Genomic DNA, 15,139 nt, shown 5'->3' on the forward strand with positions numbered 1-15,139 from the left:
CGCGCGCAGCGGTCACTCGGCGCCGGACACGCGCACCAACGTGCGGCCGGTGACGGTACCGGCAATCAGATCCTCGCAGGCCGCCGGCAGATCCTTGAGCGCGATTTCGCGCGTGACGATGCGGTCGAGCACGCGGGGCTTCCAGGCCCCCGCCAGCTTGGCCCAGATGTCCTCACGCCATGCGCGCGGGCACTCGACCGAGTGAATACCGAGCAGCGAGACGCCGCGCAGAATGAAGGGCATCACCGTCGTCGTCAGCTCGTGCGATTGCGCGAGGCCAATGCTGGCGATGTTGCCCCACGGTTTCACCGTGCGCGTCAGCATCGCCAGCGTGTCGCCGCCCAGATTGTCGACCGCACCACCCCAGACCGCCGATTCGAGCGGTTTGCTGCCAACCGCCAGCGACTGCCGCGAGACGACCTCGTCGGCGCCGAGCGCCTGCAGATAATCGTCGGCTTTACCGGCCTTGCCGGTGATTGCGTGCACGGTGAAGCCGGCACGCTTGAACAGGTCGATCGCCACCGAGCCGACGCCGCCGGTCGGTCCGGTCACGGCGATCGGCCCCATCTCCGGCGCCTGATGATTCTCGAGCATGCGCCGCAGCGCGAACGCGGCGGTGAAGCCGGCGGTGCCGATCGCCATCGTTTCACGCAGCGTCAGGCCGTCCGGCTTGCGGATGATCGAATCGGCCGCGACGCGCGCGACTTCGGCGTAGCCGCCGTCGTAGACCTCGCCGATGTTGCAGCCGGTGACCAGCACCGCATCGCCCGGTTGATAACGCGGATCGCTGCTCGATTCGACGTGGCCGGCCAGATCGATGCCCGGCACCTTCGGAAAACCCTTGAGAATGCGGCCCTTGCCGGTCACCGCCAACGCGTCCTTGTAGTTGATGCCGGTCCACGCGACACGCACCACCACTTCACCGGGCGACAGTGCATCGACATCGAGCGGCTCGAATCGGGCCTCGGTGTGGTTCTTCTCAGGGGAATGCACGCGCAGTGCGGTGAAGCTCGTCATCAGGTTTCTCCGGTTCGTGATGTTGCTCTGCGTCATGGCAATTGCCTGCAGCGGTTTTCCGGCGGCGCAGAACGCGAGACAATCCACGGATTCTGCCAGAGCCCGCACCGGTCATCCGCCATGCCGCAATACAACGCCAACCCGCCGCTGAACGTCGAGGATCTCGACGCCGATCCGCTTGCGCAACTGCAGCTCTGGCTCGACGATGCACGACGCGCCGAGATTTATGACCCGACGGCGATGACCTTGGCCACCGTCGACAGCGAGGGCAAGCCATCGGCGCGCATCGTGCTGTTCAAGGGCTTCTACGAGCAGGGCCTGACGTTCTACACCAACTACGAAAGCCGCAAGGGCGCTGAACTGGCAGCCAACCCGAACGTCGCGCTGGTGTTCTGGTGGGACCGACTCGAACGCTCGGTGCGTGTCGAAGGCGCCGTTTCCAAACTGCCTCGCCCGCTGTCGGAACGTTATTTCCACTCACGCCTGCACGAGTCGCAGGTCAGTGCCTTGACGTCGAAGCAGAGCGCCGTCGTCACCGATCGCGACGCCCTCGACGCGCGCTTCAACGCCGCGCTCGAACAGTACGCCAAGCAGCCGGTCCCGCTGCCCGACTTCTGGGGCGGCTATCGCGTCGAGCCGCGCGCCATCGAATTCTGGCAGGGCCGGCACGGCCGCCTGCATGATCGGCTGCGCTACCGCCGAGACGATGGCACCTGGCGCATCGAACGCCTCGAACCGTAATCGCGCCCTATTTCTTTTCGCTCTTGAGGATTCTCCGATGTCCGTTTCGTTCGACTTTCGCGGCAAGCACGTCTTCGTGGCCGGCGGCACCAGTGGCATCAATCTCGGCGTCGCACATGCGTTCGCGCGTAGCGGCGCGCGCGTCTCGGTACTGTCGCGCTCGCAGGACAAGGTCGACGCGGCCGTGACCGCGCTGAAGCGCACCGGTGGCGACGCCGCCGGTTTTTCCGCGGACGTACGCGATTACGCCAAGACCGAAGAGGCGTTGAAGGCGGCACACGCCAAGTTCGGCGAGATCGACGTGTTGATCTCCGGCGCCGCCGGCAACTTTCCGGCCCCGGCGCTGGGCATTTCGTCGAACGGCTTTCGCGCCGTGGTCGAGATCGATCTGCTCGGCACCTTCCACGTCCTGCGCGCCGCCTATCCGCTGGTGAAGAAGCCCGGCGCCAGCATCATCAACATCTCTGCACCGCAGGCCTTCCTGCCGATGGAAATGCAGATGCACGTCTGCGCCGCAAAAGCCGGCGTCGACATGGTGACGCGCGTCGGCGCGCTCGAATGGGGTGCGGCCGGCGTGCGCGTCAACTCGGTGGTGCCCGGCCCGATCGACGAGACCGAAGGCATGGCGCGCCTGGCGCCGACGCCGGAGACACGGCAGTCGACGATCGAATCGGTGCCGATGCAGCGCTACGGCACCAAGCAGGACATCGCCAACGCCTGCCTGTGGCTGGCCAGCGACGCCGCCAGCTATGTCAGCGGCGCGATCATTCCGGTCGACGGCGGCTGGTCGCTCGGCGGTGCCACCTCGCTCGGCACCAACATGAAGAAGCTGCTGGCCAGCGACAGCTGAGGCGAACGGCAAAGGCGGGAACCACAGATTTCACAGAAGAAACGAGAAGCCGGAATTTTTTCTTTCTGTGAAATCCGTGGAATCTGTGGCGGATCGCGGTTTGCAGAGATCACGGCGCGCCGACGGAGCCGGCTCAGGCACGCAGGCCGAGGAACGCGCGCGCCGGGGCGATGCGGCGCAGCACGAGGCGCTCGACGAGCAGCACCGCGACCAGCGAAATTCCCATCGCCGGCAAGAGGATGCCGAGCAGCACGGCAACCGCGACGAAGGCCACGAGCCTCGGCGTCGAGCCACTGACCGCCAGCGGCGCGCCCAGCGTGCCGTCCGGCCGTCGCTTCCACCACATCATCAGCGCGCTGACACACAAGGTCATCAGACCCAGCGCGGTCAGCAGACCCAGCAGCTGATTGGGCCAGCCGAACAACTGGCCTTCGTGCGCGGCGACACCGGTGCCGATGATGCGATCCAGCATCGGCCGCTGATCAAAGTCAGTCCGAGACACGACACGCCCCGCATCACCGTCGAGCACCAGACTGACGCGCTGCGGGCGATCCTGAGTGTCGGAGCGCGCCGTCCAGGTCGGCGCCGCCTTCGACGGCGGTGCAATCAGCGCCGGCGGCGGTAGATGCAGCGCCGCGATCACCGGCACCAGACGATCCAGTGCCGCGGCATCGAACGGCCCGGTATTGCCCTGCCCCGGCATCGCCGCCATTTCCGCGGCGGTCATGCCCGGCATGCTGCTCGGCGCGTCATCCGGGGTCGCCGGCATCTTCATCCCGGACATCTTCATGCCGGACATTTTCATGTCCTTCATCGGCATGCCGTCTTGATGCGCTGTCGGCGCCGGTGTGTTCTGCGCCGCCGCCAGGGCCAGATCGTCGGCGGTGCCGGTGCTCCAGTCCTGCTGCATCGGGGTGCTCGGCCCGAACATCGAGCGCACCGTCTGCAGGTTGTGACCCCAGAACGTCGCCCACGGTAGCCCCGAACTCAGCAGGAACAGCGCGAACGCCGATACCCACAGGCCGACCACCGCATGCAGATCACGCCAGAACACGCGGCCGCCACGCCGCAGGCGCGGGTAGAGCACGCCGGCCGCCCCCTGCGCCTGCCGTGGCCACCACAGGAACAGGCCGCTGACGATCATGATGATCGCCCACGATGCCGCCAGCTCGACGAGCAGCGAGCCACGCGCACCGAGCAGCAACTCGCCATGTAGCCGGAAGATCAGCCGCGTGAAGCGCTGCTCGTCCGGCACGCTGCCGAGCACCTGCAAGGTCTGCGGGTTCACGAACACGCGGGTGATGACGCTGCCGTGGCCGATCAGCACACGTGCCGCGGCCGACGGCATCGCCGGCAGCTCGTAGGCGTTGAGCACCGAGCCCGGCTGCGTGGCCAGCGCCGCCGCGACCTGTGCCGATGGCGGTGCCAGCGGACCGTCGATCTGCAGATGGTCATAGCGGCGTTCGAGCAGCGCGTCGATCTGCGGCTTGAACAGATAGATCGAACCGGTCGTGGCCAGCCAGATCACGAACGGAATACAGAACAGACCGGCGTAGAAGTGCCATCGCCATACCGCGCGATAGCGGGCGGCGCGACGCTCGGAAGCAGTGGTTTGCATCATCGTCTCCCGATCAGAACTGCACTCGCACGCCGCCGAAGTAGCTGCGCGGATTGCCGGCGTAGATCGAGCCGGAGCTTGCGGCCAGCGACGCCGCCGTCGAATCGAGCTTGTCGCTGAGGTTCGATGCCGAGCCGATGTAGGTCTGATCGAGCAGGTTCTGCACCGCGAAGTAGGCACTGATGCGCGTCCCGGTGCCGACATGCGGCGCGTCGTAGTGCAGGTTCAGGTTGACGATGCCGTAGCCCGGGACCTTCAGCAGGTTGGCGTTGTCGAGATAGAACGCATCGCGCGCATAGACCTCGACGTAGGCGCCGAGCCCCTGCAGCGCGCCACTCGGCTGGTCGTAGGCCAACCGTGCGTTGAGCGTTTGCGGCTGCACGCCCGGGATGCGATTTCCGCCGCGATCGAAGACCTCGCTGTCGCTACTGGTGCTGATGACCTCGTCGTAGCGCTTGTAGATCTGGTTGTCGTAGGTATAGGCGAGCGAGAACTGCGCGCCCGGCAGCGCTTGCGGCAAGGGCTTGAAGCCGACGCCCAGCTCGACGCCGCGATGCTCGGATCGCGGCGCATTGAAGGTGTAGCTCTGCTTGCCGACGCCGGCCGACTGCGAGACCAGCTCGTCGCGGAAGAACTCGTAGAAGCCGGTGAGATCGACGCGCACCACATCGCCGAGATGCCAGGCGGCCCCGATGTCGACACCGACATTACGCTGCGAATCGAGCTGCGTGTTGTTGCCGGCGTCGCCGTCTGCATTGACGAACAGGTTCGACACCTGCGGCGTGCCGTAGCCGGCGGCGATGCGCGCATGCAGCAGCCAGGCTTCGGCCGGCGCGTAGCGCAGCGCCAGCTCCGGCGCGACATTGAAGAATTCACGATGCGCGTCGATGCGAGACATCGTCGGCGTGGCGCCGGACGGATAGCTGTATTGGTCGCTATAGCCCTCCAGCTCCGTGTACTCGCCGCCCAGCGCGGCAACCACCGTCCAGGCATCGGCCATCTGCCACTGCTCACGCGTGTGCAGTCCGGCGTTCAGATGATGGCCGGGGCTGGTCTGCGTGACACCCCCCTTGGCAGCATGCCTGGCCGGCGTGACGTTGTAGACATACGAGTTGATCTCCTCGTAGTTGTAATAGCCGCCGAACGCGAACTGTGACGCGCGGCCGAACAGCAGGCCGTCGTGAAAGACATCGCTGCGCAGGTTGAACGACGGATAGGTCCCGTCATAGCTGGCCGAACTGGTCGGCTGCTTGATGTCGCGGTTGTCGAACACGAACTGGCTGCGAATGCGCGTCTGCGCGTCGAACGCGTGCTCCCAGCGCGCGCCGACGATGGTGCGCCGGTCATGGCGGCTCAGGCCGGCGGCGGCCGGCGTCATCACCGTACTGCCGTCGTCGCTGTTGTAGCCGTTGTTGAGCAGCGAGACCGTCGCGCAATCCGCATCGCCCACCGCACAGCCGTGCTGGTATGGGTTGGCGCGGTACTGGTTCAGCGACAGGCGCAGCGCCAGGTCGGCGTCCAGCTCGTTGTCGATCAGCTTGATCGTCACGCGATCGCGCGGTGTCATGTCGAAGCTCGCCAGCACGTTGGCGGTGGTCGTCAGATAGGCCGTGTGATCGGTATAGGCCTGCCCGCGCACATTGCTGATGAACGCCGTGTAGTCGTAGTGCTCGCCGCGATCTCCGGCCAGCATGTAAGCGTTGAGATAGCCGAAGCTGCCGGTGTCGAGACCGGCTTCGACGCCGCGGATATCACCGCCATCGCGCAAGTGAAAGTCGACGACACCGCCGCTTGCGTAGTTGCCGTACCACGCCGACGACGGACCACGAATCACATCGATCGCGCCGTAGGCGTGCGGATCGGTCAGATCGGTGCGCGACAGGCCATCCGGCTGGGTGACGTCGAAACCGTCCTCCAGCACCTGGATGTTGCGCACGCCATAGGTCTGCCGATTGCTCGAACCGCGCACCGACAGTGCGACATCGCGCGGACCATTGCCCTGCACGAAGCTGACACCGGGGCTCAAGGCCAGTGCCTCGGCAATCGACAGACCCGGCTGGTCCTTGAACTTCGCATAGCCGACCGTGGTGGCCGTCTGTGCGACCGGCGTTTTCGCCTGCCGTCCGGTGACGACGACCGTGTCGATCGAAACCGGCGGATTCGCTGCGACGGGCGTTGCAACCGCCGGCGCAGTGGCCTGCGCGGCGTCGAGACGTTGCAGTTCGGCGTCGATCGTCGCGCGCTCGCGCAACAGTTCGGCGCGCCGCGCGTCGGCGGCAGACGGATCGGATCCAGCCGCCAGCAGCAACGGCGAATGCGTCAGCATCAACAGGCCGACGGGCAGCAGCGCACCCGCCGGCAAAAGACGAGAAGAACGGAACATCGTGTCATTCCTAGTGGCCGCCACGCGGCCATGAGCAAAGCGCTGCCGACCGGCAGCACGGGTTCGTCGCCGACCGGCGACGCGCTTCAGGGCTCAGGAATGAATCGGCGGGCCGCGCGGCGGCGGCAGCCAGAGGCGGGCACGGGCACGCCGGATCGCCCCCGCCAGCACATGCGCCGGCGCCGCCGCACGCGGCAGCAACGGCAACGCGAAGATGCTGGGAACGGCGAATTGGCCCGCATGGATGGTCCCGCACAACGGGCAGCCGGCTTTCATCTGCGGCTGCTGCGTGGCGGCCCGCTCGTCGCTCTGCTGCAGGCTGGTGTGCAGCTGCCGCTGCAGCGCTGCCAAGCGCTGCGGCGCCACCTCGCCGCAGAACGCGGCGTAAAGCGGGTTGCCCATGCGCTGCGCCAGCGATTGCGCGTGAATCGAAGGCAGCAGCAGCTGCCCGATCAGCGCAAAGACGCCGAGGTAGGTCAGAACGCAGCGATGGACGAGCGAACGGGGCACAGGCTGAATTCTGCCAGCGCGCGGACCGCGTGTCCGCAGCGTGCAACATCTGGCGAAAATTTCATCTTCCGCGTCACGACGATGTGACGCGCCGGCATGCCTCAGGTGACGACCGTCACCCGTTCGGCCTGCAGCCCCTTCTGCCCTTGCGTGACCTCAAACTCGACCTGCTGGCCTTCGGTCAGCGTGCGGTAGCCGTCACCGATGATCTGCCGGAAGTGGACGAAGACATCTTCCTTGCCGGGCCGCAGGATGAATCCGAATCCCTTGGCACTATCGAACCACTTCACGGTCCCTGTTTCGCGTGCGGCCATCTTCAACCTTCCTTTGTCTAGCGGCCAGCCGGCCGCAACGATGTTGCGCGGAGACGATCCTTCGTCCGCTTCGACCGGGTCGGCATCATGCCTGCCGGTCGCCCTGATCCACATCTGGCAACCCGGTTCGTACTCTACCGAAACCGCAGTGCCCGACAAGCCGTCGACCTGACATATGGCCTCGCCCATCGATTGACTATGATCGAGGGCTCACGATCTTCAGGGGATCCGACGATGAAACGCTGGACAGCGCTGATCTGCGCCCTCACCTTCCTCGGCGCTTGCGCCACCTCACCGACCGGCAGGCGGCAGCTGCACCTGGTCTCCGATGCCGAGGTGTCGCAAATGGGGGTGACCGCTTTTCAGGAGATGAAACAGAAGACCCCTGTCACCAAGAGCCAGGAGGACTCCGCGTTCGTGCAGTGCGTGGCCCGCGCCATCACAGCGCAGGTGCCGAACACGCCGCTGACGCCAGCCAACTGGGAGGTGCAGGTCTTCGATTCCAAGGAGATCAATGCCTTTGCCCTGCCCGGCGGCAAGATCGGCGTTTACACCGGGCTGCTGAAGGTGACCCAGAACCAGGATCAGCTCGCCGCGGTGCTCGGCCACGAGGTCAGCCATGTGCTCGCCGGCCACTCGGCGTCGCGCGTGTCCAACCAGATGGCGGCGCAGTTCGGCGGCGCGCTGATCAGCGCCGGAACCGGCATGTCGTCGGACCTGATCGGCACCGGGGCCAACTATCTCCTGCTGCTGCCGTTCTCGCGCGGCGACGAATCGGAGGCCGATATCCTTGGCATGGACCTCATGGCGCGCGCCGGATTCGACCCGTCGCAGTCGATCGCGCTGTGGCAGAACATGTCGAAACAGGCCGGCCAGGCGCCGCCCGAGTTGCTGTCAACACATCCGTCCAACCAGACACGCATCGCCGACCTGCAGCGCCACCTGACGCAGGACATGCCGGTCTACGAGCAGGCCCGCGCGGCCGGTCGTCGGCCGGCCTGCGGTCGCCCGTGATAGGCTCACGCCATACAAATCCTTACAAATCAATAAGGGCAGCTTCATCTGCCGCTGCGAAAGTTACGGTTTGTCCAAGAAGGGGAAAGCACATGACACGACATTTCCACCTCGCCGCCGGCCTCGCCGCGGCGCTGGCCCTCGGCAGCACCTCGGTCTGGGCCCAAGGCCAGGGGCACGACCAGGATCACGGGAAGGACCAGAAACCGCAGTCCAGCGCGCAGCACGGCGCACCGCAGTCCGGCGGCGGGCATGAGTCGGCATCGCCGCAGCACGGCGGCGGCGCACCGTCGAACGGCAATTCGCATGGCAGCGCGCCGGGCAATTCAGGCGAACATCGCGCCACCACGCCGGCACCGGCCCAGTCGCGAGGCAATAGCGGCAACGCGCATTACGAGTTCAGCGCGTCGGATCGCAGCAAGCTCGAGCAGCACTATCACCGCATCCTCGGCAATGTCGATCGCAGTCATCGCCCGGACTTCCGCTCCGGCGAGAAGATCCCGGACCGCTATCGCGGCTCGATCACGCCCGCACCGGAATCGATTCGCGGTCGCCTGCCGGCACCGCCGAGCGGCTATTCGATCGGCTACTACCAGGGTTACACCGTCGTCTACGATCCGACGACGTATCTGATCCTGTCGGTCGTCGATCTGCTGACGAACTGAGCGGAGCGCTGGACCGAGCCGCCAAGTCACTGACTTGGCGGCTTTTTTATTGGGCGCCCCAGCCTTGCGCGGCATGCGTACAGCTGACGCTCAGCCGACCACGACACTTCGTGACACCACCGCGACGAACCGTGCATCGCCACCGCCGATGATGGATACGCCATCACCGATCAGGAGGTTTCCGATGCGCACCAAGACCCACAAACTGTCGATCAAGCTCGCCGCCGCCGGTCTGCTGACCGCTGCCACGGTCATCGCGGTACCGGCCGCCTTCGCCGACGATCATGGCCGAGGCCCCGACCGCGGCCACGTCGAAAGCCACGGCAATACGCACAGCAACGGCCACGACAATCGCGGCAACAGCGACCGCGGCAATGTCCGTCACGATGACGGCCGCAACGACCGAGGCCGTACGCAGACCCGCGTCGTGCACGACACGCGCGTCGTCTACCGCGACAGCCACCCGGCGTTCTATCGCGGGCACACGATCCCGGCCAGCTATCGCCGTGAGATCCGTCCGGTGCCGACGCAGTACCGCGCCTACGTGCCGGCGGTGCCGCGCGGTTACGCGGTCGGCTACTACCAGGGCTACACGGTGGTCTACGATCCGGCGACGTATCTGATCGCCTCGGTCGTCAACCTGCTCGCCTATCACTAAGACCGCTGTCAACGCCGCCGCCACGCCCGCCGTGGCGGCGGCTTTTTCATGCGGGCCGTCATGCGAGGCTGCACACCTCTAAAATGCGGTCATGAATCTGATCCTTGCCGCTCTCGCCGCGTTGATCGGCGCCTTCGTCGGTGGCGCGCTGGCCGCCTGGCTGCGCCGCGCGCCCGACACTAGCAGTGCCCTCAAGAACGACCTCGAACGGCTCGAGCGTCTGATTCGCGACGAAACCGCACAGTCGCGGCGCGACGCCGCCGAACTGACGCGCGGCCAGCGCGCCGAGCTGATGTCGACCTTCACGCAGTTCGGCCAGCAGTTGCAGCAGCAGCAGGAAAACCTGCGCAACGTCCTCAGCGGCACGCAGCGCCAGCTCGCCGAAGACGCGGCCAAGGCGCGCGGTGAGCAGGCGCAAACGCTGGCGCGCTTCGGCGAGCAGCAGGGCGTGGCGCTGAAGGCGCTGACCGAGGCGCAGACCCAGGCCGCCGAAAAGCTGCGCGGACACGTCGAAGAGAGCCTGAAGACGCTGCGCACCGAGAACGCCGACAAGCTCGAACAGATGCGCCGCACGGTCGACGAGAAACTGCACGAAACGCTGGAGCGACGACTCGGCGAGTCGTTCAAGCTGGTCAGCGAGCGGCTCGAACAGGTGCACAAGGGTCTCGGCGAGATGCAGACGCTGGCCAGCGGCGTCGGCGACCTCAAGCGCGTGCTGAGCAACGTCAAGACGCGCGGCGGCTGGGGCGAGGTGCAGCTCGAAAGCATCCTCGAACAGATTTTCACGCCGGAGCAGTTCGCCAAGCAGGTGGCGACCAAGCCGCGCTCGGCCGAAAAGGTCGACTGCGCGATCCGCCTGCCGGGCCGCGGCGACGGCGACTCGACGGTCTGGCTGCCGATCGACGCCAAGTTCCCGATCGAGGACTACGAGCGCCTGGTCGATGCCCAGGAGCGTGCTGACCTCGACGCGATCAAGACTTGCAGCGCGCAACTCGAGCGCGCCGTGCGCCTGCAGGCCAAGTCGATCAGCGACAAGTACATCGCGCCGCCCGACACCACCGATTTCGCGGTGCTGTTCCTGCCGACCGAAGGCCTGTACGCCGAGCTCGTCCGCCGCCCCGGCATCGTCGAAGGGCTGCAGCGCGAGCATCGCATCGTGCTGGCCGGCCCGACCACGCTGACCGCCTTGCTCAACAGTCTGCAGATGGGTTTCCGTACGCTGGCGATCGAGCAGCGCAGCAGCGAGGTCTGGCGCGTGCTCGGCGCGGTCAAGACCGAGTTCGGCAAGTTCGGCGACGTGCTCGACAAGGTCAGCCAGAAACTCAAACAGGCGCAGGATCAAATCGATCAGACCGGAGTACGCTCGCGTGTCATCACGCGCCGTCTGCGTGACGTCGAAGCGCTGCCGGCGACCGACGCCGAACAGTTGCTCGGCAGCGACGACGAGCCGACTTGAGCCTGCGCGCGACAGCGGCCAAAGAATCGCCAACCGGCTAGAATGCGCGCCCTTCGTCGTCCTCTCGCCCGCCATGGCCCGTAAGTCCGCCAGCCGCGCTTCCAGCGCCGCCCGCTCCGCCGCCCCCAAGGTCGGCTTCGTCTCGCTCGGCTGCCCGAAGGCGCTGGTCGACTCCGAGCGCATCCTCACGCAGTTGCGCGCCGAGGGTTACGAAACGACGCCGAGCTACGACGCTGCCGACGTGGTCGTCGTCAACACCTGCGGCTTCATCGACGATGCCGTCGCCGAATCGCTGGACGCGATCGGCGAGGCGATGGCCGAGAACGGCCGCGTCGTCGTCACCGGTTGCCTCGGCGCCGGCCCCAAGAGCCAGGTCGTGCGCGACAAATTCCCGGACCTGCTGTCGATCAGCGGCCCGCAGGACTACGTGTCGGTGATGAACGCCGTGCACACGGCGGTGCCGCCGGCGCACGATCCGTTCTTCGACCTGCTGCCGCCGCAAGGCATCAAGCTGACGCCGAAGCACTACGCGTATCTGAAGATTTCCGAAGGCTGCAATCACAAGTGCAGCTTCTGCATCATCCCGTCGATGCGCGGCAAGCTGGCGTCGCGACCGGTCGCCGACGTGCTGACCGAGGCCGAGAAGCTGGTCCGTTCCGGCGTGCAGGAACTGCTGGTCATTTCGCAGGACACGTCGGCCTATGGCGCCGACCTGAAATACGCCAAGGGCCAGTGGCGCGATCGCGAATACGAAGCGCGCATGCTGGGGCTGTGCGACGGTCTGTCGCAGCTGACCGGCCGCGACGGCCAGCGGCCGTGGATCCGCCTGCACTACGTCTATCCGTATCCGCACGTCGATCACATCATGCCGTTGATGGCCGAGCGCAAGGTGCTGCCGTATCTCGACGTGCCGTTCCAGCACGCCTCGCCGAAGGTGCTCAAGGCGATGAAGCGTCCGGCCGCCGCCGAGGACACGCTCGAACGCATCCGCGCCTGGCGCAGCATCTGCCCCGACCTGGCAATCCGCAGCACCTTCATCGTCGGCTTCCCCGGCGAGACCGAGCAGGATTTCGAGCTGCTGCTCGACTGGCTCGACGAAGCGCAGCTCGACCGCGTCGGCTGCTTCCGCTACTCGCCGGTCGACGGCGCCACGGCCAACGCCCTGCCCGGCCAGGTACCGGACGAGGTCAAGGAAGAGCGCTATCACCGCTTCATGGAAAAGCAGCAGGCGATCAGCGCCGCCAAGCTGCAGCAGAAGGTCGGCCAGACCATCGAAGTACTGGTCGACGAGATTCACGACGATGCCGCCAGCGTCGGCCGCTCGTGGGCCGATGCGCCGGAGATCGACGGCAAGGTCTACATCCAGGGCCTCGGAGAAGGCAGCAAGCTGAAGGCCGTGCCCGGCCAGCGTATCCAGGTCAAGGTCGTCGACGCCGACGAATACGACCTGTTCGCCAGACTGGTCTGAGTACGGCGCCGTCCGGCATGGCGCGCAACATCGAAATCAAGGCGCGCGTCGCCGATCTGGCTGCAGTGGAAATGCGCGCCGCGGCGCTCGCCGATCGCGGGCCGACCGACATCGCGCAGGACGACACCTTCTTTCGTTGCGGCAACGGCCGCCTCAAGCTGCGCACGTTCGCCGACGGCAGCGGCGAACTGATCTTCTACCGTCGCGACGATACGCGCGGCCCGCGCACTTCGTTCTACCTGCGTACACCGGTGCCGACCCCGGATCCGCTGCGCGAATCGCTGACGCTGGCTTATGGACAAGCCGGCCGGGTGCGCAAGCAGCGCCGGCTGTATCTGGCGGGACGCACGCGCATTCATCTAGATCGCGTCGCCGGGCTCGGCGACTTCGTCGAGCTCGAGGTCGTGCTGACCGACGACGAGCCGATCGACGCCGGCACGCGCGAAGCAAGATCGTTGATGGCGCAGCTCGGCATGACCACCGATGCGCTGATCGATTGTGCGTATGTCGACCTGATCGCCGCGTCAGACGCTGGCGGCACAGCGCCGTCAGCCGAGTAGAAAACTCCAGGCCGGCACCGTCACGAAGCCCAGCAGCGTACCCGCACCGAGCAGCGTGTTCGCCACCGGCGGATCGAGGTGATGCTGATCGGCCAGAATCGTTGCAGACACCATCGGCGCCATCGACGCCTGCAGCACGCCGATCGTCAGCATCTGGCCGTAAATGCCGAGCAACAGGCCGGCACCGAGCACCACCGCCGGAATCAGCACCAGCTTGTAGGCGAGACCCATGCCGACCGCCGACAACTGATCGCGCTCCATGTGCAGCTTGAAACGCAGGCCAACGACGAACAGCGCCAGCGGCGTCAGCGTCGCCGCGATGCGGCCGAGCAGGTCTTCGATGAGCGGCGGCCACCCGCCGAGCAGATTGACGACGACACTCGACATCAACGCGAGAAACGCCGGAAAGCGCAGCACGCGACCGATGACGTCCGCGGCTTTCGGGCGCTGCCCGGAATAGATTGACGAAACGACAATGCCGCCGACCGCCAGCGCCACAAAGCAACCGGCCTGGTCGGCGACGACCGCCAGCCCCAGCGCCTCGCGGCCGCGCAGAGCCTCGATCATCGGGTAGCCGATGAATGACGTGTTGCCGAGCCCGGCGACCAGCGTCAACGCGCCGATGCGCCCGCGCGACCAGCCGAGGCGCCCTCCGATGAAAGCGAACAACACCCAGGCCGCGATGAAGATGAACCACTCCGACAGCACCAGGAACAGCATGTGCGGATCAAAATTCAGCTGCGGCACCATCTCCAGCACCATCGCCGGCAGCGCGATATTGATCAGCCACCAGTTCAGGCCCGGCGCCAAGCCGATCGGTGGATGCGCGTAGCGTGCGACGAGCACGCCGAGTGCGAGGCAGACGACGAGGAGAAGGAAAGCGACCATAAGCCGCCATTGTATGAAGACAGCGTCGATTCAGGCATTGGCCGTGGATTCATCGGCGGTGCACTTGCGCGGCGTAGCCTCAACGGTGCGAGCCGAAACGACGCGTAAAGCGCGGCCATGCAAAACGCCACCGCTGCCGCAACGCGCATTGCGCTCGCCGTCAGGCGTCCACGATCACGCCTTGCGCCGACCGTATGTCAGGAGAACGGACATGATGAAAAACGCAGCGAATGCCGACCGCCAGATCGATGAAGCACTCGACGAAACCTTCCCGGCCAGCGATGCACCGGCCTGGGGCGGCAGCGACCGCCAGCGCGAGCAGCGCGCGGCGCGCGCACGCAAGTCATCGCGCGATCGCGCCTATGAAAAAGCCGATGGATTGAAGGGCAAGACCTTCGCAATTCTGGCTACACATGGCTTCGAGCAGTCCGAGCTGATGGAGCCTCGCCGAGCACTGCTCGATGCCGGCGCGACGGTGGAAGTCGTCTCCATCGACAAGCAAGCGATTCGCGGCTGGCGCGGCAAGGATTGGGGCGACTCGATCGAGGTCGACCTCGACCTCAAGGCCGCCGATCCGTCACGCTACGACGGGCTGGTGCTGCCGGGCGGCACGCTCAATGCCGATGCCATGCGCCTGCAGCCGCGCGCGATCAAGTTCGTGCAGGCATTCCTCGACACCGAAAAGCCGGTTGCGGCGATCTGCCATGCGCCGTGGCTGCTGGTCGAGGCCAATCGCGTCGACGGGCGGACCTTGACGTCCTGGTCCTCGCTGAAAACCGATATCCGCAACGCTGGCGGCGAGTGGGTCGACGAGACGGTCGTCACCGATCGTCAGCTCGTCACCAGCCGCAAGCCGGATGATATCCCCGCGTTCAACGAGGCGATGATCGGCCTGTTCGCACAGGACAAGCGCCGCACCAGTGCCCGGACCGCGATCGGCCCCACCGACGTGCCCTGAGGTCGCGCACAAAAAAGGCCGGCCGTTCTGCAACGGCCG

Annotated in this window: 15 protein-coding genes; 9 read left to right on the forward strand and 6 right to left on the reverse strand. The window is 66.2% G+C overall.

Annotated elements, in window-relative coordinates; translation table 11 throughout:
• Positions 1-12 precede the first annotated feature (12 nt).
• On the reverse strand, positions 13-1,017 hold the full coding sequence (locus G7Y82_RS00285) for an acrylyl-CoA reductase family protein (RefSeq protein ID WP_168145999.1): 1,005 nt from the start codon (positions 1,015-1,017) through the stop codon (positions 13-15).
• 120 nt (positions 1,018-1,137) lie between these two features.
• Here G7Y82_RS00285 and pdxH point away from each other — a divergent pair, with 120 nt between their 5' ends.
• Positions 1,138-1,758, forward strand: a complete 621-nt coding sequence (gene pdxH / locus G7Y82_RS00290; protein WP_168146000.1) for a pyridoxamine 5'-phosphate oxidase — start codon at positions 1,138-1,140, stop codon at positions 1,756-1,758.
• A gap of 37 nt (positions 1,759-1,795) precedes the next feature.
• On the forward strand, positions 1,796-2,608 hold the full coding sequence (locus G7Y82_RS00295; protein ID WP_168146001.1) for an SDR family oxidoreductase: 813 nt from the start codon (positions 1,796-1,798) through the stop codon (positions 2,606-2,608).
• A gap of 133 nt (positions 2,609-2,741) precedes the next feature.
• Here G7Y82_RS00295 and G7Y82_RS00300 read toward each other — a convergent pair whose 3' ends face one another.
• The 4 genes from G7Y82_RS00300 to G7Y82_RS00315 form a co-directional block, all read right to left on the reverse strand.
• On the reverse strand, positions 2,742-4,226 hold the full coding sequence (locus G7Y82_RS00300) for a PepSY-associated TM helix domain-containing protein (RefSeq protein ID WP_240953998.1): 1,485 nt from the start codon (positions 4,224-4,226) through the stop codon (positions 2,742-2,744).
• A gap of 13 nt (positions 4,227-4,239) precedes the next feature.
• The gene (locus G7Y82_RS00305) at positions 4,240-6,609 is read right to left on the reverse strand and encodes a TonB-dependent receptor family protein (protein WP_168146003.1); all 2,370 of its coding nucleotides are present in this window, start codon (positions 6,607-6,609) and stop codon (positions 4,240-4,242) included.
• A gap of 93 nt (positions 6,610-6,702) precedes the next feature.
• Positions 6,703-7,119 carry a DUF2946 family protein gene (locus tag G7Y82_RS00310; protein WP_168146004.1) on the reverse strand — a complete coding sequence of 139 codons (417 nt, stop codon included), beginning with the start codon at positions 7,117-7,119 and terminating at the stop codon, positions 6,703-6,705.
• A gap of 101 nt (positions 7,120-7,220) precedes the next feature.
• Positions 7,221-7,433 carry a cold-shock protein gene (locus G7Y82_RS00315; protein WP_168146005.1) on the reverse strand — a complete coding sequence of 71 codons (213 nt, stop codon included), beginning with the start codon at positions 7,431-7,433 and terminating at the stop codon, positions 7,221-7,223.
• 234 nt (positions 7,434-7,667) lie between these two features.
• Here G7Y82_RS00315 and G7Y82_RS00320 point away from each other — a divergent pair, with 234 nt between their 5' ends.
• The 6 genes from G7Y82_RS00320 (at position 7,668) to G7Y82_RS00345 (ending at position 13,254) form a co-directional block, all read left to right on the forward strand.
• A complete protein-coding gene (locus tag G7Y82_RS00320) occupies positions 7,668-8,447 on the forward strand; it encodes a M48 family metallopeptidase (protein ID WP_206370176.1) in 780 nt (259 codons plus the stop codon).
• 92 nt (positions 8,448-8,539) lie between these two features.
• On the forward strand, positions 8,540-9,112 hold the full coding sequence (locus G7Y82_RS00325) for a hypothetical protein (RefSeq protein WP_168146007.1): 573 nt from the start codon (positions 8,540-8,542) through the stop codon (positions 9,110-9,112).
• A gap of 184 nt (positions 9,113-9,296) precedes the next feature.
• Positions 9,297-9,770, forward strand: a complete 474-nt coding sequence (locus tag G7Y82_RS00330; RefSeq protein WP_168146008.1) for a hypothetical protein — start codon at positions 9,297-9,299, stop codon at positions 9,768-9,770.
• Between the two features lie 91 nt (positions 9,771-9,861).
• The gene (locus G7Y82_RS00335; protein WP_168146009.1) at positions 9,862-11,226 is read left to right on the forward strand and encodes a DNA recombination protein RmuC; all 1,365 of its coding nucleotides are present in this window, start codon (positions 9,862-9,864) and stop codon (positions 11,224-11,226) included.
• A 73-nt stretch (positions 11,227-11,299) separates the two neighbouring features.
• Positions 11,300-12,694 carry a 30S ribosomal protein S12 methylthiotransferase RimO gene (gene rimO, locus G7Y82_RS00340; protein ID WP_168146010.1) on the forward strand — a complete coding sequence of 465 codons (1,395 nt, stop codon included), beginning with the start codon at positions 11,300-11,302 and terminating at the stop codon, positions 12,692-12,694.
• 17 nt (positions 12,695-12,711) lie between these two features.
• Positions 12,712-13,254 (forward strand): class IV adenylate cyclase, encoded by a 543-nt coding sequence (locus G7Y82_RS00345; RefSeq protein ID WP_168146011.1) that lies wholly within the window; start codon positions 12,712-12,714, stop codon positions 13,252-13,254.
• Here G7Y82_RS00345 and G7Y82_RS00350 read toward each other — a convergent pair.
• Entirely contained in the window at positions 13,243-14,142 is a 900-nt protein-coding gene (locus tag G7Y82_RS00350) for an AEC family transporter (protein ID WP_168146012.1), read from the reverse strand. The two genes, G7Y82_RS00345 and G7Y82_RS00350, sit on opposite strands and share 12 nt — an antisense overlap.
• 211 nt (positions 14,143-14,353) lie before the next feature.
• Here G7Y82_RS00350 and G7Y82_RS00355 point away from each other — a divergent pair, with 211 nt between their 5' ends.
• Positions 14,354-15,100, forward strand: coding sequence for a type 1 glutamine amidotransferase domain-containing protein (locus G7Y82_RS00355; RefSeq protein ID WP_240953999.1), 747 nt, complete (start codon positions 14,354-14,356; stop codon positions 15,098-15,100).
• Positions 15,101-15,139 lie beyond the last annotated feature (39 nt).

This window comes from Solimonas marina (assembly GCF_012241385.1).
GTDB classification, from domain to species: domain Bacteria; phylum Pseudomonadota; class Gammaproteobacteria; order Nevskiales; family Nevskiaceae; genus Solimonas; species Solimonas marina.